Source organism: Thalassospira australica, assembly GCF_000763295.1.
GTDB lineage: Bacteria > Pseudomonadota > Alphaproteobacteria > Rhodospirillales > Thalassospiraceae > Thalassospira > Thalassospira australica.
Genome location: NZ_JRJE01000030.1, coordinates 59,683 through 77,940, shown reverse-complemented (window position 1 = coordinate 77,940; position 18,258 = coordinate 59,683). Strand labels below are relative to the sequence as shown.

Genomic DNA, 18,258 nt, shown 5'->3' with positions numbered 1-18,258 from the left:
TGCAATCTGTGAAATCATATCTGCGACCAACGTTTGCAGTCAGTCGCCCGACATCCTGATCTTGAGCGCGACTTGATCATCGATAATTGTGATTGACTTCGCCGCATGTGCAGGCACCGGCACCTTTCGATCAATACAATATGCAATCATCGCCGCCGCAAGCTCTGCACCGGTGGTGGGAACGATTGTCTTTTGGCCAGCATCGGGCGTGATCGTCATACGTGCGATCACTTCAGGAGAACGTTCAATTTCAAAACTGCTGATCTGCCCGGCAGGTAATGCCTTGCCGGTCCGACGGCCATGCGCCAGGATTGCCTTGATCAGTTCGCCGTCTTCGAAAACGATGCAACGTATCTCGCGCATGCCCAAGTACCCTCAAACAGTTGTTTGATTACATATTGCGACGCGCAACTGACAAAACAAACATTAATTAGGCACGAACCTTCAAAAGGCTGTGCAGTCGCAGGCTGATCAACTGCTTGCCAGCCAAACGCCAACCCCAATCATCAAGGTTCCGGCAATGCGGTTCAACAGGCGGACATTTCCGCTTTTTTCCAGAAACTTGCGCAAGGACCGCCCCCCCGTAGCATAAAGCGTCATGCAGATAAGCTCGGTGACAAGAATGATCCCGACCAATACCGAAAGCTGCGGGGCGATCGCGTGTTGCAGGCTGATAAAGGGCGGCAACAGCGAAATCATAAAGGCCCATCCTTTAGGGTTGGCAATTGCTGTTACAAATCCCTGTGTTGCCAAACCAGCCGCGGTTGAGGTTTTGGCAGCGTCCACCTCAGACGAAATTGCCATCCGCCCGCGGGAACGCCACAGCTGAATGCCAAGCCACGCCAGATAGGCCCCACCAATATATTTGAACACGGCAAACACCGCCGGATATTGCAACATCACAGCCGCAACCCCAAGCGCCGAGGCAACAACCACAATCCCCACACCAACCAATTCGCCCGCCATCATCCAAAGCGTCCGCTTAAGACCAATGGTCATGCCAAGTGTGAGCGCAAGCGTCATGCACATGCCAGGCGTGATCGAGACAAAAAAAGCGGTCGGTATAAAGGCGCCGATCAATGACAAACTGATCATCATGGTTCCTGTGGCTTGGATGGCGTATCATTCCTGAAGAGAACGTTTGGGGCGCATATCCCTCCAAGATCGAAAATGACTAACCGATCCGGATTATTCCCACCAGCATCTTTTTGGAATAGCGGAAATACAAAAGTCTTTCGCCTGCCGGTTAACGCTGAAAAACCCGGTTATTTGACCAAGAACAATGCAAGAAGATGCCACACCAATCCCCATCTCGCTAAATTCCACCCTAAAAACACACCAAAAGGTACAAAAATTACTTGACCTCAGACAGCCTGCCGACGAAATTGGGGACATCGCCAGCGATGTCTGGCATCCAAAGCCAATTGATGAAGACCGATGACCGCAGACATTTGCAACATTGATGCATATGCCGAACGTACCGAAGCTAACGCTTCTGGTGCCTTTGTGCTGTCTGCCCTCACCCTAATTTCCGGTCTCCTTGGTCTAGCCGAGCTAGGCGCGCTACGACTTACGCGCCCCTGAGCAAACCATGCCGGTCCGGATCTCCATGATGAAATGTCGATCCACGTACCGCAGCTCAGGGGAACAAGTCGCGCCAGACGGCCCGCACTCCTTCCAGACAGAATTTACATACCGGGCAATGACCCGTTTGATCAGGAAACAAGATAATGGCTAGTGCAAACGACAATCGCGTCATCATTTTCGACACCACCTTGCGTGATGGGGAACAGTCCCCGGGTGCCTCGATGACGCTTGATGAAAAGCTGCGCGTGGCGCATGCACTGGCGGAACTGAAGGTTGATGTAATCGAAGCAGGCTTCGCCATCGCTTCAAACGGTGACTTCCAGTCCGTCAATGAAATCGCAAAACAGATCTCAGGCCCGACCATCTGTTCGCTCGCGCGTGCAGCCAAGGGTGATATTGAACGCGCGGCCGAGGCATTGGAACCGGCCGAGAACAAACGTATTCACACCTTTATTTCCACAAGCCCGCTGCACATGAAATACAAATTGCAGATGGAGCCGGAACGGGTTCTGGAAAAGGTCAAGGAAAGTGTCACGCTGGCGCGTAAATTCACCGATGATGTCGAATGGTCGGCAGAAGACGGTTCGCGCACCGAACATGATTTCCTCTGCCGCTGTGTCGAAGCCGCGATTGATTGCGGTGCGACCACGATTAACATCCCCGATACGGTCGGTTACACCACGCCAACTGAATATGCCGAACTGATGACCATGCTGTTTAACCGCGTGCCAAACATCGACAAGGCAATTCTGTCGGTTCACTGCCATAACGATCTGGGCATGGCTGTTGCCAACTCGATCTCGGCGGTGAATGCTGGTGCCCGTCAGATCGAATGCACCATCAATGGTCTGGGCGAACGTGCGGGCAATGCAGCCCTCGAAGAAATCGTCATGGCGATCAACACCCGTAACGATGCCTTCCCGTTCACAACCGGCATCGACAGCACCAAGATCATGAATGCATCGCGTCTGGTTTCGGCCGTTTCGGGCTTTGTCGTTCAACCAAACAAAGCCATTGTCGGTGCGAACGCCTTTGCCCATGAAAGCGGCATTCATCAGGACGGCTTCCTGAAGAATTCCGAGACCTATGAAATCATGAAACCGGAATCCATCGGCCTGAACAAATCGAGCCTGGTCATGGGTAAGCATTCCGGTCGCCATGCCTTTAAGGAAAAGCTGAAAGAACTGGGCTTTGCTGAATTGGGCGACAATGCCATTGAAGATGCATTTGCACGCTTCAAGGATCTGGCTGACAAGAAAAAAGAAGTCTATGACGACGATATCGTCGCACTGGTCGATGACGGTATGCGCGACAACGAACACATCAAGTTTGTCGACCTGACCGTGACCTGTGGTTCCAAGGGTCCGCAGACCGCAGAACTGGAATTGACCGTGGATGGTGAAACACGCACGGCCAAAACCACCGGTGATGGCCCGATTGATGCGACGTTTAACGCCATCAAGGAAATCTATCCGCACAACTGGCGTCTGAAGCTCTATCAGGTGCACGCCGTGACCGAGGGCACTGACGCCCAAGGCACCGTGACAGTCAAACTTGATGGAGAAGACCGCACTGTGGTCGGGAACGCATCGGACACCGACACGGTGGTAGCATCCTGCGTTGCTTATGTGACGGCGGTGAACAAACTGATCGAAAAAAGCAAGAAAACCGCACCGGATGCCATGGCGTCCTGATCAGGCTGAAATACCAAGACGATCCAAGGGGTGGCGATTTCGCCACCCTTTTTTGATATGCTAAGGCGGCCCTGCGAAAGGTAACCGTCATGCAAAGTTACAAATCAACCAACCGACCAAACTCTGGATGCTTCCTTGCCGGGTTGGTTTTCTGCGTGGCGCTGCAGTTGCTGCCTGTCCACGCATTGGCGCAAACCGTCACCGAGGTCCAAACTGTAAGCATTACAGCCCTTCCCTATCCGCAAAGCGGTCTGCGCAAACGTCTATCGGCACAGGGCAAATCCTTGCCACCGGTTGATGCCAGCCAGCAGGCCGATATCCCGGGGCAATATTATCCCCCGATGCAAACAGACACCGCGACGCCGTCACACCACCCTGCCATCGTTGCCCTGCCCGATTGTGACGACAGCTTTCCAGCCGACTGGATCAGAATTCTGCGATCACATGGCATCGGGGTCTTGCTGATTTCGCCCGTTCAGGCACATCCGTCCCAGATCTATTGCAGCGAAGGGTCACTTGATAATCCCAAACATGGCCTGACCTATTGGGCATTCGATGCGCTAAGCGCGCTAAATTATCTGGCAAAGCGTGACGGCATTGACCCGAACCGGATTGGCGTGTTTGGGTATGGCTATGGTGCAGGTGCCGCGCAACTCGCGATCTATCGCAAAGGGCACGCCAAACATTTTGATCAACGGTTTAAAGCCCTGATCGGGCTGCGGCCACAATGTATGTCGGAAATGGATAATTTTGCCCCCAGCCTTTTGGTCGGGGTAAAGGACGACCCGTTCAATCCACCTGCATGGTGCCATTGGCGTATGGATCGTGACCTTGGGCCGGGGCGAAAACCTGTCCGCTTTGTTGTCGTTGAAAGCGGTGAAACAATTGAAAAACAAGCGACTCGCAAAGTGCTTTCCATCGAAACAACCCCTGCCATCGTCTCGATAGTATCTGATTTCATGATTGATAACGGGCTCGCAGAAAAAAATGTGAAAAACTGAATTAAACCGCCAAGACCATAATCCTGATCATGTTTTCGCTACCTTATTTCAGGAAAATGACGCGCCTTAATTATTCCTCAATCCCCTGCGCAGATTATTCGTGCATCGGCTTAATCCTTGCGCTATCAAAGCCGTTAGTTTCGCATTCAAGATTTTACTATTAACCGGGGCATAGGGCAGGAATGTTTTCCAAGCTTCTTGGGGTTTTATCCTCCGACATGGCGGTGGATTTGGGCACCGCCAACACACTGGTTTACGTTAAGGGACGTGGCATCGTCCTGAACGAACCGTCCGTGGTGGCCATTACCGACGAAAAAGGCAAAAAACAGGTCCTTGCAGTTGGTGAAGAAGCCAAACAGATGCTCGGTCGTACCCCGGGGTACATTCAGGCGATCCGCCCGCTGCGTGACGGCGTTATTGCGGAATTCCACATCGCTGAAGAAATGATCAAGCACTTCATCCGCAAGGTCCACAACCGCCGCAACTTTGCGAGCCCGGAAGTCATCATTTGCGTTCCGTCCGGTTCGACCGCTGTTGAGCGCCGCGCCATTCAGGAAAGTGCAGAAAGTGCCGGCGCCCGCAAGGTCTGGCTGATCGACGAACCGATGGCTGCGGCAATCGGTGCCGGCCTTCCGGTGACCGAGCCGACCGGTTCCATGGTTGTTGACATTGGTGGCGGCACGACCGAAGTCGCCGTTCTGTCACTGGGCGGCATTGTCTATGCACGATCAGTCCGCGTTGGTGGCGATAAAATGGATGAAGCAATCATTGCTTACATTCGCCGTACCCATAACCTTCTGGTCGGTGAAAGCACTGCCGAACGCATCAAAAAGGAAATCGGTTCGGCTTGCGCACCTGATGACGGGGATGGCGCAACGGTTGAGATCCGTGGCCGTGATCTGATGAACGGCGTTCCGAAAGAACTGCTGATCTCTGAACGTCAGATCGCCGAAAGCCTTGCAGAGCCTGTTTCAGCCATTATCGAAGCGGTAAAAGTTGCTCTTGAGCAGACCCCGCCGGAACTGGCTGCTGACATCGTGGACAAAGGCATTGTCCTGACCGGTGGCGGCGCAATGCTTGGCAACCTTGATTTTGTTCTGCGTCACGCAACCGGCCTTCCGGTTTCGATTGCAGACGATCCACTTTCCTGCGTTGCACTGGGTACCGGTCGCGCGCTGGAAGAAAAGAAGATGCTGCGCAACGTTCTGCACACAGCATACTAATCAGGATCGACTTGAATTATCATCACCGGGTCGTATCCGTACTGGACGCGACTCGGTGATTTCGTTATGGTTGAATATCCTGTGCGGGATGAAGATCAACCTTTTGGGAATTGGCGGGGAATACATTGGCACAGCATGGTGGTCCGCAGCAGCGTATCTTTTCGCCGTTACGCACGGCCCTTCACCGCTTCGCTTTTATATTACTGATTTTATCAGCCTTTGGCCTGATGCTTTTGGGCAAGGCCGATACCGTTTTGATCGAACGTATCCGCGCCGCATCGGCTGATCTTGTATCCCCGGTGATGAACATCGTCTCGCGGCCCGCCGCCAGCATCAACGAAATAACCGACAAGATTTACAACCTCGCAAATCTGTACGAGGAAAATGAGCGCCTACGCCGCGAAAATCAGCAACTGCTGGCCTGGCAGCAGGCTGCACGCAATTTGTCATACGAAAATGAACGTCTGCGCGACCTTGCAAGCTACACCTCCCCCCCGGCGCTTAATCTGGTGACATCACGTGTCATTGCAGATATGGGCGGGGCTTATGCCCACAATGTGATGATCTCTGCCGGGTCACGAGATGGCGTTTCCAAAGGTCAGGCGGTGTTATCGGATGAAGGTCTGGTTGGACGCGTGGCTGAGGCCGGCTATCAGGCATCACGGGTTTTGTTGATTACCGACATCAACTCACGCGTACCCGTCGTTATTGAATCCTCGCGCGACCGTGCATTCCTTTCCGGTGACAACACCAACCGCCCGCTTTTGACGTTCCTGACCGCTGATGCGTCAGTAGCCCCCGGTGACCGTGTCCTGACATCTGGTGACGGTGGGGCATTCCCATCAGGTATTCCGATTGGCATCGTGTCATCGGTTTCAGAAAACGCTGTGCGGGTATCGCCGATGTTCCGTCGCCATCAACTGGAATATCTGCGTGTTGCCAATTATGGCCTTCACGGCATTCTTAGCGAAACACGCATCCGCCAAAGCCGCCCTGCCGACAATGCGAACAGCACCGGGCTGTCTCCTGAGATTCCTGTTGGCGTTGGCATTGTGCCGGTTGAACCGGCAGGGAACGCCCAGTGAAACCCGGCGTCTGGCAACGACTGGATCTTGTCGCGCGTGGCCTATTGCCCGCCTTTAGTGTATTTGTCCTTCTGCTGGTCAACCTTCTGCCGATCAGTGTTCCGCTGCTTTCAACCGCTTCCCCGGCGCTGGCATTGATGGCGGTGTTTTATTGGTCGGTAAACCGGCCTGATCTGCTAACGGCGGTTGCTGCCTTCCTTTTGGGATTGATACAGGATCTGTTGATGGGTTTGCCTCTTGGGGTAAGCTCACTGGTTTTGCTGCTGGTGCAAACCGGATCGGCAAGCCAGGGGCGTTTTTTCCACAACAAACCCTTTAGCGTCATGTGGTGGGGTTTTGCGCTTGTTGCGATCCCGGCCCTTCTGGTGCAATGGTTGCTGAGCTCAGCCTTGATTGGGGCCTTGCTGCCGATTAAGGCAACCATGATCAGCTATGTTTTAACCGCCTTGTTGTTCCCGATTGTTGCCTGGGTTCTCGCGCGTGCGCAAAACGGTCTTCTGCGCTATGTTTAGGGGGACTTGCATTGGCAAGAAACCCGGCAATATTGATGTTTTGGCAACGGCTATCACATATGCTGTAACAAGATGGTTTTCATCCCCGTTCATCCCCAGTAGAACGGGCGAAATCGTGACGCCCCATCTCAACGGCTACTGACGAAAAGCAGGTATTCTTCGCCCATGTGGCATCGTGACTCAGACCGGTTCAGATTATTTACCCGACGCGCCCTGATGCTGGGTGCGGGCAAGGGCATCTTGCTGACCGGTTTGGCCGCCCGGATGTACTATCTGCAGGTCCTTGAAAGCGACCGATATCAAACACTGGCGGATGAAAACCGCATTTCACACCGCTTGTTGCCGCCACCACGCGGATTGGTCACAGACCGGTTCGGCGCGCCGCTCGCGGTTAACCGCCAGAACTATCACATCATGATCGTGCGAGAACAGACACCCGATGTTCGCCGCACACTTGAAATCCTTGATCAGATCATCGACCTCGGCCCTGATACGATCGAGCGGGTTGAACGCGATGTCCTGCGCCGCAGATCCTTCGTACCGGTAACAGTGCGTGACAATCTGACATGGGACGAAGTTGCACGTGTCGGCATCAACGCCCCGGACCTTCCGGGCCTGATCATTGATGCCGGTCGATCCCGTGATTATCCCGAAGGTCCGCACCTTGCGCACTCGCTGGGCTATGTCGCGGCAGTGTCAGAAAAAGAGCTCAACGGTGATCCGCTTTTGGAATTGCCCGGTTTTACAATCGGCAAAAGCGGTGTTGAAAAGGTCTATGACCTTGCGTTGCGCGGAACAGCAGGCACCAGTCAGGTCGAAGTCAACGCGCTGGGCCGGGTCATTCGCGAACTGGAACGCGAAGAAGGCGACAGCGGCAACACCGTTGTCATGACGCTTGATCTTGATCTTCAGCGCTATGCCAATCAGCGTTTGTCAGACAAGGAAAGCGCATCAGCCGTCGTTATGGACATACATAACGGCGAGGTTCTCGCACTGGCATCACATCCGACCTATGACCCGAACGCCTTTACCAACGGCATTTCGCACAAGCTTTGGAACAGTCTGGTCAACAATCCCTACGCACCGCTTTCAAACAAGGCGGTTAACGGCACCTATGCACCGGGATCGACATTCAAGATGTGTGTTGCCCTTGCCGGGCTTGAAGCCGGGATCATCACACCGAACCAGAAGTTCTTCTGCAACGGGCATCTTGATCTTGGCAACTCGCGGTTCCATTGCTGGAAACGTGGCGGGCATGGCTGGATGAACCTGCATGATTCGATCAAGCATTCCTGTGACGTCTATTACTATGAAATTTCGCAAAAGATCGGCATTGACCGCATTGCTGCGATGGCCAGAAAGCTCGGCCTTGGTGAAGATACCGGCATTGACCTTCCCAACGAACGCAGTGGCCTGATTCCGACCAAAGACTGGAAGGAAATCCAGCTTGGCAAACGCTGGCAAGGTGGTGAAACGCTGATTGCATCCATTGGGCAAGGGTATGTACTGACCACCCCGCTGCAACTTTGCACCATGACCGCACGCCTTGCATCGGGCAAGGCCGTCCGCCCGCATCTGACACGTGACAAAGTCACCCCCGAAGGTGTGACCAGCCGACAGGCAGAAGAATTCCCCGAACTGCAGGTCAGCCGCGCCAACCTTGCGCGGATACGAGATTCCATGAACGGGGTTACCAACGAATTGCGCGGCACCGGCTATCGCGCCCGAATTTCGGCCAAAGGCATGGAAATGGCTGGCAAAAGCGGCACCAGTCAGGTCCGGCGTATTACGATGCGTGAACGCCAGACAACCGGCGTGCTTGAAAACGATGCCTTGCCGTGGAAGTACCGCGATCATGCATTGTTCGTTGCATTTGCACCGGTTGACAACCCGCGCTACGCCTGTGCGGTGGTCGTCGAACACGGTGGTGGCGGTTCCAGTGTTGCCGGACCAATTGTCCGCGACCTGCTTTTAAAAGCGCAGGAACTTCAATCCGCGCGTCAGGGGATTTCGGCCGCCAACCAGCCCAACAGTGCAAACCTGCACTCTACCCCGGCCTCAAACAATCAGGACGAGGGCTGATCAATGGCAGCTAGCAAATATCGCATTGGTGAAGATCCGGATTACGTGCCCATCGGGCGGCGTTTGTTGTTGTTGAACTGGACGCTGGTACTCCTGATCGCAGCGCTTTCAGGCATTGGCTTTGCCATGTTGTATTCCGCAGCCAACGGATCGCTCCAACCTTGGGCGGAACGCCAGATGATGCGTTTTGCGGTTGGGGCAGCATTGATGATCGTCATCGCCGTAACCGACATACGCATATGGCTGAAACTGGCCTATTTTTCGTATTTTGTGGCCCTGATCCTTCTAATCGCGGTCGAGATCAAAGGCGACATCGGTATGGGGGCACAGCGCTGGATTAATCTGGGTTTCTTCCAGCTACAACCTTCAGAACTGATGAAAATCTCGTTGGTGTTGGCACTTGCACGGTATTTCCATGGTTTGACGGTTGAAGATACCGGGCGCATTACATTACTGATCCCGCCGATCCTGATGGTTGCCGCGCCATCCGCACTTGTGCTGCGCCAACCGGACCTAGGCACAACGCTATTGTTGATTGCCGGGGGCGGTGTGATCTTCTGGTTGGCGGGGGTGCGCGTTTGGAAATTTGCGCTTGTTCTGGGCGGCGCCTTGGCGGCAATCCCGATTGGCTGGCAGTTCCTGCGTGAATATCAGAAGAACCGTGTTCTGACCTTCCTGAACCCGGAAAACGATCCGCTTGGCGCTGGCTACCACATTACGCAATCAAAGATCGCGCTTGGTTCTGGTGGATTGTTTGGCAAGGGCTTCATGCTGGGTTCACAAAGCCATTTGAACTTTCTGCCGGAAAAACAAACCGACTTCATCTTCACAATGCTGGGGGAGGAGTTCGGACTTGTTGGCGGGATGGCGCTGCTTGCACTTTATGTATTGGTCATCGCCTATGGCTATGTCATTGCCCTGCGGTGTCAGAACCAGTTCGGGCGCTTGGTGGCCATTGGTGTAACCTCGACCTTTTTCCTGTATGTCTTTATCAATATCGCGATGGTGATGGGCCTGATTCCGGTTGTGGGCGTGCCCTTGCCACTGGTGTCTTATGGCGGCACCGTCATGATGACCATTTTGGTCAGCTTTGGCCTTTTGATGAGCGTTTCAATCCACCGCGACATCCGCATTTCCCGTCAGGGAAATGACGACGGACGAACTTAAAGCTTTTTCCGCACACAGACCAAACTCAAAGCAATCCTGTCCCACGCATGGCACCAATGATCCGCCCAGACGAAACGGCAAGGACAAGCGACTATTTCCGTTAACGAACTGCGATGGGGCTGTCGGATCAAACACGGCTTATTGGTCGTCTGCCCGTTGCAGCGTAAAGTCATACTCCGTGGCAACCGGGGTATTCGCAAGACTAAACCGGGAAAAGTCGATTGCCCCCCAATCCCTTTCGCCGAGAATTTGGGAAAAGTACGCAACATTTCCCGGTGTAATCGCTTCCATCCTGAAAGTGATTTCGGGATGCGTGGCAAACAGCTCAACACCTGCAATGTAATCATGAAGCAAAACCATAACCCACGCGCCCGCAAAGAAGTGCCCACCGTGGGTCATGGTCATTTGTCCGTTTTGAACTTTTTCCAGACCTTTTTCGGACCAGTTCAAACCGCCAACAAAAACGTCTCTTCCAGGTGTACGGTCTGCTTCCCTAAGTGCCTTGATCGCGCCAAGAGCAATATCGTCGTTGGCCGCCCACACCGCATCTACGCAGCCGTTACGCCCCAACCAGTTTTCCATCTGGCGATACGCTTTATCATGGGACCAATTGGCAACAAGTCTGCGTTGTTCGCGCAGGATTGGAAAACGGCTCAGGGCGTGATCAAGCCCGTCAAGACGTTGCAATGACGCCGGTGTGCTGCGGTCACCGGCGATCGAAACAAGACAAAGCGACGTGGGTTGATGTTTTTCAAACCGAAGGCGCGCGGCATTTATCAACGACTTGGCAATGTCGTAACCGGCACGCTCGTTGTCGGGTGTCAGCGAAAACTTCCAGCTTTTCAGCTCCTTGCCCGGCCTTCCATACGTATTCTTCTGCTCTTCGGTAAGATCATTAAGCAGCATGATCACCGGAATTCCGCGTTCTTCTGCCTCCAGAACAATGCGGGTGCCTTGCTGATACTCATTCACGGCAATGATGTAATCGGGGGCCGGTTCAAGCGCGAAGGCCTTTTGGGCACTCTCCGCCATCTTTTTGCTGTCGCGGTCGCTATCAAAGACAATCAGCTCGTAACCAAACTGATCAGCCGCGGCCTGCATGGTATTACGGACATCTTTCCAAAAGCCCCGGTCACCGTAACCCGGATTGATAAACGCAACACGAACGGAATCATTTCCCGCTTCGGCCAAAGGGCTTTGCGCATGAGCCGCCCCCCCAGACCACAGCAGTATGCTGACCAACCAAAAAATTACGCGGGATTTCAAAACAACTTCCTGTCATTTATTTCATCAACCAAGATGATCGGATACGCGACACGCTTGGACGTTTGGCCGTCGAAAGCAGGCCAACAAGGCCAGATTAAGCGATCAGGCAGACAGCTATGATTAGCCGTCGACACGCAATTGTATACAGATTGCCCTACCAGAAGAAAACCATGACTTCTGGAATTTCCGGGTAAACAGGCCAGTTTCGTTATTCCCCACCGGACTGCGCCTGACGGAGCGCATGGGCCAGTTCCTCGTTGGTCATCTTGGCGCGATCCTCAATGCCCTTTTGCGCAGCCAGATGATACAGGTCATCTCGACGCCATTTGTCATAAGCGGGCGCACCGTGCATACGACGCCCAGAGAGGGTCTTTTTCGAATCCCTCGGGAATTTATTAAAACTCGCCACTCTTGCCTCCTTTTGGGACGGTCACAAGCAACTTTGGCAACATTCATACCTTTCGGGTTTAAGTGCCCTATTACTGCATGTAGGCGCTGCTGACGCTTTTTCTATTCCCCTGTGTGACGTTTCGCCCGCAAGAAGAGGTAACGAATTGACTGGAAACAGAAAATTTCCACTTAAAAAATGCATCAATTACAATTTGCCAACATTTTGCTTTTGAAATGACTGTTTGAGCTATTGGCGGTACGGCATCTCTGATAGCTTGGAAAAAATCAACAAAGAGGAGTGTCACATGGCACTGCATTTTGACCGTCAGGAATTGGCAACCCGCCGCGCACGCACAATCGATAAACTCGAAAAGTCCGGCTTGGATGGCATCCTGATGTTCCGTCAGGAAAGCATGTTTTACCTGACCGGCTATGACACCTTTGGCTATGTGTTTTTCCAGTGTTTGTATCTTGGCGCAGACGGCCGTGTTGCGCTGATTACCCGTGCACCTGATTTACGTCAGGCACAACACACCTCCGACATTGATGACATTCGCATCTGGGTCGACGGCCCGGATGTAAACCCGGCATTTCAACTGCGTGACATGCTGGCTGAATTCGGATGTAACGGCAAGAAACTTGGGGTCGAATATGAGGCCTATGGCCTGACAGCCGCCAATGGCAAAAAACTTGAAGCCGCGCTGGATGGTTTCTGCACACTTGAAGATGCATCCAACCTTGTATCCGAACTGCGTGTTGTCAAAAGTGCTGCCGAACTGAATTATATCCGCAAGGCTGCAGAACTTGCAGATGATGCTTGGGATGCGGCCCTTGATACGGTCAAGGCAGACGCGTTCGAAGGAGACATTCTCGCCGCCATGCAAAGTGCGATCTTTGCTGGCGGCGGGGACTATCCGGGCAATGAGTTCATTATCGGGGCTGGTCGCGATGCCCTGTTGTGCCGATATTTTACCGGACGCAAACATATCGCGCCAAAAGATCAGATCACGCTTGAATGGGCCGGTGCCTATCGCCACTACCATGCGGCAATGATGCGCACGATCCCGGTTGGAGACGCCCTGCCCCGTCATATTGAAATGCATAAGGTCGCGACAGATGCCATGGCTGCCTGTCGCGAAACGCTGCGCCCCGGTGAACCGATTGGCAAGGTGTTTGATGCCTATGCCAGTACCTGCGACAAAGGCGGGATGCGCGCGCACCGGCTAAATGCCTGCGGTTATTCCATGGGCACAACCTTTGCCCCGAACTGGATGGATTGGCCGATGTTCTATCATGACAATCCGGTCATCGCCGAACCGGGCATGGTGTTCTTCCTGCATATGATCCTGATGGACAGCGAAACCGGAACTGCCATGTGTCCGGGTCATTCCGTGATTGTCACCGACAATGGTAACGAGGCCGTATCACGCCATGGCCTTGATCTTGTGACCCGCTAGGCAGGCCCAAATACAAAAATGGCAAGCCACCCGAGCTTGCCATTTTTCGTTGATTACCGCCTTTGGAGCAGTTTTGTTCAGATTGAAAATGCTTTAGGTCAGAGCCGCCTGCATTGCAGAAACAGTTTCCGATACCAGCTGATCAAGGCGATTGATCTGATCATCAAGTGCATCATCAAACGCCCCGTCAAAAATTTCCAATGTACGCGCATCCTCGGCAAGTTTTTGCGCCGCCATATTCCCTGCCATACCCTTGATCGCATGTGCAGCTCGTCGCAACGCTTCAATATCCTTGGCGGAGATTGCTTCAAGCAACCGCGCACGTTCTTCTTCATAAGACGCAGGCAGAAGTTCCACCAACATTTTCGTCTGGTCCTTGCCAAGCGCCTGATGAAGCTCGTCAAACCGGGCGTGATCAATCAAGTCCATCGGCTACCCTTATCTCCGCAATGAGTGATCATTATCAATTTTACTATAATAGCCCTCAAGCTTTTCAATTCCCTCTAATACTTTGTTCCCATAATCAGGAACCTTGCATATCTTTCAACCTGTCACAGGCGTGCAGAACATCTTCCGCCCAACGCAAAGTCTGATCGTCCATAGACTGCATATGGCGATACTTTGCGAATTGTGCAGCTATCAATTTCAATCGGCGCAAAAATTCTGGTGGACGCTCAAGACAAAGCAGCTGCTCGGCAAGCGGATCAAATGCGGCATTCTGGAATTCAAGAGACAGACTGACCCGCGGCACACGACAGTAAGGACTGCTGCGTCCACCCCAATGATACAGATCCTGTCGCCACCCCATCACAGCCCCGGGTGCGGCTGGAAGCGCGCGGACATCTTGCAAACGAACATCTTGCGGTTTGGCAACCGGTGCAGGGTATTGCTTTTCAAAGTTCCGTGGCAAAACATGCATACAGCCATTTTCAGGCGTGGCGTTGCTCAGCGGCACCCAAAGTGACAAGCTAATCAGCATGTCATCTCCAATGACACTGTCACCTTGATAGTCACGATGCGGTGGCCAACCACGCCCGTCATCGGCCGGGTTAACATGCCACGCCCAAAAGTGCGGCAGAAGCCCAATGCGATCCCCCAAAAAATGACTAAGCAGCGGGCGCAGGCGTCGAAAGATATCCCATGCCTCGTCATACAGGTAAATCAGCGCTGGCGAGAGACCACGACCAATCAGGTTTTCAATGCCACTGCGCAGTTTTATGAGTTCGTTGACCGGCAATATATCTTCGATCAGAAAGTAGCCCTCAGTCCAGAACCTGTCTGACAGACTTGTCCCGTCAAACTCGGCTTTCCCACCATCACCCCAGTCATCGCGAAGCGCTGCGGTCAATCCATCTGTAATCGAAAGCTCGGGGTTGAGGTCCTGCCAAACCTTAACGTCAGTGGTATTTTGGGGTGTGATCATTGGAAAATGTCCGGTATTGAATGTAGCCGGACGATACGCAGCCCCTCGATTGATGGCAAGTCTGGAAACGTCCCTTGAACGGGCACCTTCAAACCGATCAACAGCAACTGGCATGTAATGGCGACCAAAGACATTCATCGCACGCAGGAAGAACCGATCAATCATGGTGGCGCGATAGACGCTGCCGCCCAACGATACGGAATTCCTGCAAATGAATGGCTCGACCTTTCCACCGGGATAAATCCCGTCGCCTATCCGGTCAGTCCCATTGATGACGTTTATTGGCAGCGGCTTCCGCTTGCGACTGAACTTGAACAGCTAAAGGTCGCGGCAAAAACCTATTACGATGTACCGAGCGTAACGCAACTGGTTTGCGCACCGGGTACTCAGGCACTGATCCAAAACATTCCCTTTTGGTTCAGGGACCAGACAGATGATCATGCAATTGCCGATGTCCATATCACCGGACCGACCTATGGCGAACATGAACGATGCTGGACGCGTGCCGGACATCACTGTCATGTTCATGAAACCGCCCCCAAACGGCGTTATACACAGCTTCAGGACATTCTCAGCACATCAAAGCCGGGCAGCGTGATCGTTCTGGTAAATCCGAATAACCCGGATGGTGGACTGCTTGCGCCAGATGATGTCGCAAACCTTGCGCAGCTTGCCCTTTCGCGAGGATGTTGGCTTCTGATCGACGAGGCCTTTATGGATTGCCGACCAGATCATTCGGTATGTTCGCGGATCGATCAGATGCCCAACACCATTATCCTGCGATCCGTTGGCAAGTTCTTTGGTCTGGCCGGTGTGCGGCTTGGCTTTGCCGTGATGGCCTCGGAATTGGCCGGCGACCTTGGCCGTCGCATCGGTCCTTGGGCAGTTCCCGGCCCCACCATCGCCGTTGGAACACAAGCCCTGCAAGATACCCATTGGCAGCAGGAAACCCGTGCCCGGCTGACATCTGATGGTTTGCGTCTTGACCATCTGATCGCGCGCCACAGCAAGCTTGAGCCAGCCGGTGGCACAGATTTGTTTCGCTATTACGATGGTACGGACTGTGTGCGGGTGGCCGACCACCTGGCGCAACAGGGTATATTGATCAGACTATTTGACCATGACCAGAACAAGGCACGGTTTGGTTTTCCCGGAACTGCATCGCAATGGGATCGTCTGGAAAAGGCCATGGCAGGAATAGTGACTTGATGACTGGTACGATCAGTTAAATGCAGTTTCTTTAAAGATCGTTGTCTTCCCACGACTGCTTTTTTCGATAAATCGTCGACGGACTGACCCCAAGCGCGTCAGCCGCACGCGGTATTGATCCTCCGCACCGTTCAATGGCCTCTTCAATGGCCTGCTTTTCAACAAGCCAAAGCGGCTTAATCTCGCCAAACCCAAGGGAAGATCTTCCCAAGGTCTGGCTTGAAACCGCACTACTGTCGTTTCCCGCCACACCGGCACCAATCAGTTGATTGCTGCGTTCCGACTGATGGTTTTCAACCACTTTGCGCATCTGACGCGCACCGGCCAAAAAGGCAAGTGCTTCGGGGTCCCCTTCCCATAGTCGCCCCGGGATTCCCGGCCCGTTTGAGACAACCGGATGGGGCGGCGGCGCTTCAATCGTGCTTGACCCGAAATGATCGCCATCACTGCCGCTGTTAACCGGGCGCGGCACCATCGACAGCGTCACTTCCGGCCCATTGTTGAGGACCACGATATTGCGGATGATGTTTTGTAACTGGCGAATATTGCCCGGCCAGGAATAACGTGCAAACAGCGCCGAAACTTCCGGACTGAACCGTTCAAAATCACGGCCCTCTTCACGGGTAAAGCGGTCAAGATAGAAATTGGCAATCTGAAGGATATCGTTATCACGTTCACGCAAGGGCGGCATATGAAGCGGGATAACATGCAGGCGGTAATACAAATCTTCCCGGAACCGCCCCGATCGAACTTCTTCAAGCGGGTCACGATTGGTCGCGCAGACAAAACGCACATTCACCGTTTCAATTGAACTGCCACCAACCTTCTGAAACGTTCCGGTCTGAATGAAACGCAGCAGCTTGGTCTGCAGATCAAGGTCCATCTCGCAGATTTCATCAAGGAATAATGTGCCACCCTCGGCACGGTGTGCTGCCCCTTCGCGATCAGATACTGCACCTGTAAAGGCCCCTTTGACGTGACCGAAGATCTCGCTTTCCATCAGGTCCTTGGGAATGGCGCCGCAGTTTAGCGGAATGAACGGTTCCTTGGTCCGTTCAGACCGGCGATGGATGGCCTCTGCCGCAAGTTCCTTGCCTGTCCCTGACTCACCGGTGATAAAGACGGTCGCACGACTGGGGGCTGCGTTTTCAATAATGCGATATATATCGCGCATATTTTCCGAACCGCCGATGATGTCAAAATACACCTCGTCGGTTTCGCCACCTTCCGCGGCAACATCATCCCCATCGGATATGAGTGTGGTTTTGGGTGCGGGTGCCGATGCAGATGCCAGCGTGGGCGCGGCACCGGCGACCGCCGTGGCGACAGTCTCGCGCAACTTTTCAGCAGTAAAGGGCTTCAGCAAAAAGTCCCACGCACCTTCTCGCATTGCCTCCACCGCGATATTGACCGACCCATGAGCAGTAATAACAACGATCTTGCAATCCGGTGCGATGTGAGAAGCGGTTCTGAGAACTTCGCGGCCATCCATGTCAGGCAAGACCAGATCAAGAACCAGCACATCCGGCGGGTCCTGGCGCAAACGATCAATCGCATCGGTGCCGCTTACGACATGGTCAACAAGGTGGCTATCGGCGCGCAGGTAGTCCTGATACACACGCGCGAGCGAAAGTGTATCTTCGACAATGACGATGCGTGCCTGATCTGGCATTTTCTTGTTCGTGTCCCGATATATCTTTGAAGATAAGCATACCGACAGTATTGCTCATCTCACAATGATTAAGATTGTTGAAGTCATTGCCCAAACAATACACAATCAGGTCAAAATTAAAAAACATGGCCTTAGTCGGGGCTTCACCGTTGGATACACGCTTTTTCAGGAGTGCCTCTACTTGAACTACAAAACAAAGCTTTCAGACAATATAACCACAGTTGAAATGACGGGTCGCTTCACATTTGGGGATCACTCGAGTTTCCGCAAACTGATCGAAGAAGTTCGCGACCATGACTCGACAACAATGGTTCTTGATATTGCAGGGGTCGAATTCATCGACTCTGCCGGACTTGGCATGTTGTTGCTCGCCCGGGATGAAGGTGAAAAAAGCAGTACGACAGTGGTCCTGCGTGGCGCACAAGGGCAAGTAAAGCGTATGCTTGAAGTTGCCCGGTTTGACACCCTGTTCAAGCTGGAAGACTAGCCC

The 18,258-nt window shown here is 53.3% G+C and carries 17 protein-coding genes; 10 read left to right on the top strand and 7 right to left on the bottom strand.

Annotated elements, in window-relative coordinates; translation table 11 throughout:
* Nucleotides 1-39: 39 nt before the first annotated feature.
* A complete protein-coding gene (locus JF44_RS0112805) occupies nt 40-363 on the bottom strand; it encodes a hypothetical protein (protein ID WP_033069382.1) in 324 nt (107 codons plus the stop codon).
* Between the two features lie 108 nt (nt 364-471).
* Nucleotides 472-1,095: a LysE family translocator gene (locus tag JF44_RS0112800; protein ID WP_033069451.1), complete on the bottom strand. Its 624-nt coding sequence runs from the start codon at nt 1,093-1,095 to the stop codon at nt 472-474.
* A gap of 635 nt (nt 1,096-1,730) precedes the next feature.
* Here JF44_RS0112800 and JF44_RS0112795 point away from each other — a divergent pair.
* The 7 genes from JF44_RS0112795 (at nt 1,731) to rodA (ending at nt 10,351) form a co-directional block, all read left to right on the top strand.
* Nucleotides 1,731-3,281 (top strand): 2-isopropylmalate synthase, encoded by a 1,551-nt coding sequence (locus JF44_RS0112795; protein ID WP_033069381.1) that lies wholly within the window; start codon nt 1,731-1,733, stop codon nt 3,279-3,281.
* A gap of 89 nt (nt 3,282-3,370) precedes the next feature.
* Complete coding sequence (locus tag JF44_RS0112790) at nt 3,371-4,282, top strand: alpha/beta hydrolase family protein (protein ID WP_052065868.1); 912 nt, start codon at nt 3,371-3,373, stop codon at nt 4,280-4,282.
* A 182-nt stretch (nt 4,283-4,464) separates the two neighbouring features.
* Nucleotides 4,465-5,505: a rod shape-determining protein gene (locus tag JF44_RS0112785; protein ID WP_033069380.1), complete on the top strand. Its 1,041-nt coding sequence runs from the start codon at nt 4,465-4,467 to the stop codon at nt 5,503-5,505.
* Nucleotides 5,506-5,630: 125 nt separating this feature from the next.
* Nucleotides 5,631-6,590, top strand: a complete 960-nt coding sequence (mreC, locus tag JF44_RS0112780) for a rod shape-determining protein MreC (RefSeq protein WP_052065866.1) — start codon at nt 5,631-5,633, stop codon at nt 6,588-6,590.
* A complete protein-coding gene (mreD, locus tag JF44_RS0112775) occupies nt 6,587-7,102 on the top strand; it encodes a rod shape-determining protein MreD (RefSeq protein ID WP_033069379.1) in 516 nt (171 codons plus the stop codon). The genes mreC and mreD overlap by 4 nt, the downstream gene beginning before the upstream one ends.
* Before the next feature lie 165 nt (nt 7,103-7,267).
* Nucleotides 7,268-9,184 carry a penicillin-binding protein 2 gene (gene mrdA, locus JF44_RS0112770; RefSeq protein ID WP_033069378.1) on the top strand — a complete coding sequence of 639 codons (1,917 nt, stop codon included), beginning with the start codon at nt 7,268-7,270 and terminating at the stop codon, nt 9,182-9,184.
* A gap of 3 nt (nt 9,185-9,187) precedes the next feature.
* On the top strand, nt 9,188-10,351 hold the full coding sequence (gene rodA, locus JF44_RS0112765) for a rod shape-determining protein RodA (protein WP_033069377.1): 1,164 nt from the start codon (nt 9,188-9,190) through the stop codon (nt 10,349-10,351).
* Between the two features lie 138 nt (nt 10,352-10,489).
* On the opposite strand, the gene JF44_RS0112760 is transcribed toward rodA, so the two are convergent.
* A complete protein-coding gene (locus JF44_RS0112760) occupies nt 10,490-11,542 on the bottom strand; it encodes an ABC transporter substrate-binding protein (RefSeq protein ID WP_238318444.1) in 1,053 nt (350 codons plus the stop codon).
* A 283-nt stretch (nt 11,543-11,825) separates the two neighbouring features.
* Nucleotides 11,826-11,969, bottom strand: coding sequence for a hypothetical protein (locus tag JF44_RS0112755; protein ID WP_238318443.1), 144 nt, complete (start codon nt 11,967-11,969; stop codon nt 11,826-11,828).
* Nucleotides 11,970-12,312: 343 nt separating this feature from the next.
* On the opposite strand from JF44_RS0112755, the gene JF44_RS0112750 reads away from it, so the two are divergent.
* The gene (locus JF44_RS0112750) at nt 12,313-13,464 is read left to right on the top strand and encodes a M24 family metallopeptidase (protein ID WP_033069448.1); all 1,152 of its coding nucleotides are present in this window, start codon (nt 12,313-12,315) and stop codon (nt 13,462-13,464) included.
* 93 nt (nt 13,465-13,557) lie between these two features.
* On the opposite strand, the gene JF44_RS0112745 is transcribed toward JF44_RS0112750, so the two are convergent.
* Nucleotides 13,558-13,893: an Hpt domain-containing protein gene (locus tag JF44_RS0112745; protein WP_033069374.1), complete on the bottom strand. Its 336-nt coding sequence runs from the start codon at nt 13,891-13,893 to the stop codon at nt 13,558-13,560.
* 94 nt (nt 13,894-13,987) lie between these two features.
* Nucleotides 13,988-14,887, bottom strand: coding sequence for a phytanoyl-CoA dioxygenase family protein (locus JF44_RS0112740; RefSeq protein ID WP_033069447.1), 900 nt, complete (start codon nt 14,885-14,887; stop codon nt 13,988-13,990).
* A gap of 117 nt (nt 14,888-15,004) precedes the next feature.
* Here JF44_RS0112740 and cobD point away from each other — a divergent pair, with 117 nt between their 5' ends.
* On the top strand, nt 15,005-16,096 hold the full coding sequence (gene cobD / locus JF44_RS0112735; protein WP_033069373.1) for a threonine-phosphate decarboxylase CobD: 1,092 nt from the start codon (nt 15,005-15,007) through the stop codon (nt 16,094-16,096).
* 31 nt (nt 16,097-16,127) lie between these two features.
* Here cobD and JF44_RS0112730 read toward each other — a convergent pair whose 3' ends face one another.
* Nucleotides 16,128-17,768: a sigma-54-dependent transcriptional regulator gene (locus tag JF44_RS0112730; RefSeq protein ID WP_033069372.1), complete on the bottom strand. Its 1,641-nt coding sequence runs from the start codon at nt 17,766-17,768 to the stop codon at nt 16,128-16,130.
* A 181-nt stretch (nt 17,769-17,949) separates the two neighbouring features.
* Between JF44_RS0112730 and JF44_RS0112725 the strand changes: the two genes are divergently transcribed.
* Nucleotides 17,950-18,255 (top strand): STAS domain-containing protein, encoded by a 306-nt coding sequence (locus tag JF44_RS0112725; RefSeq protein ID WP_033069446.1) that lies wholly within the window; start codon nt 17,950-17,952, stop codon nt 18,253-18,255.
* The last annotated feature ends 3 nt before the right edge of the window (nt 18,256-18,258 follow it).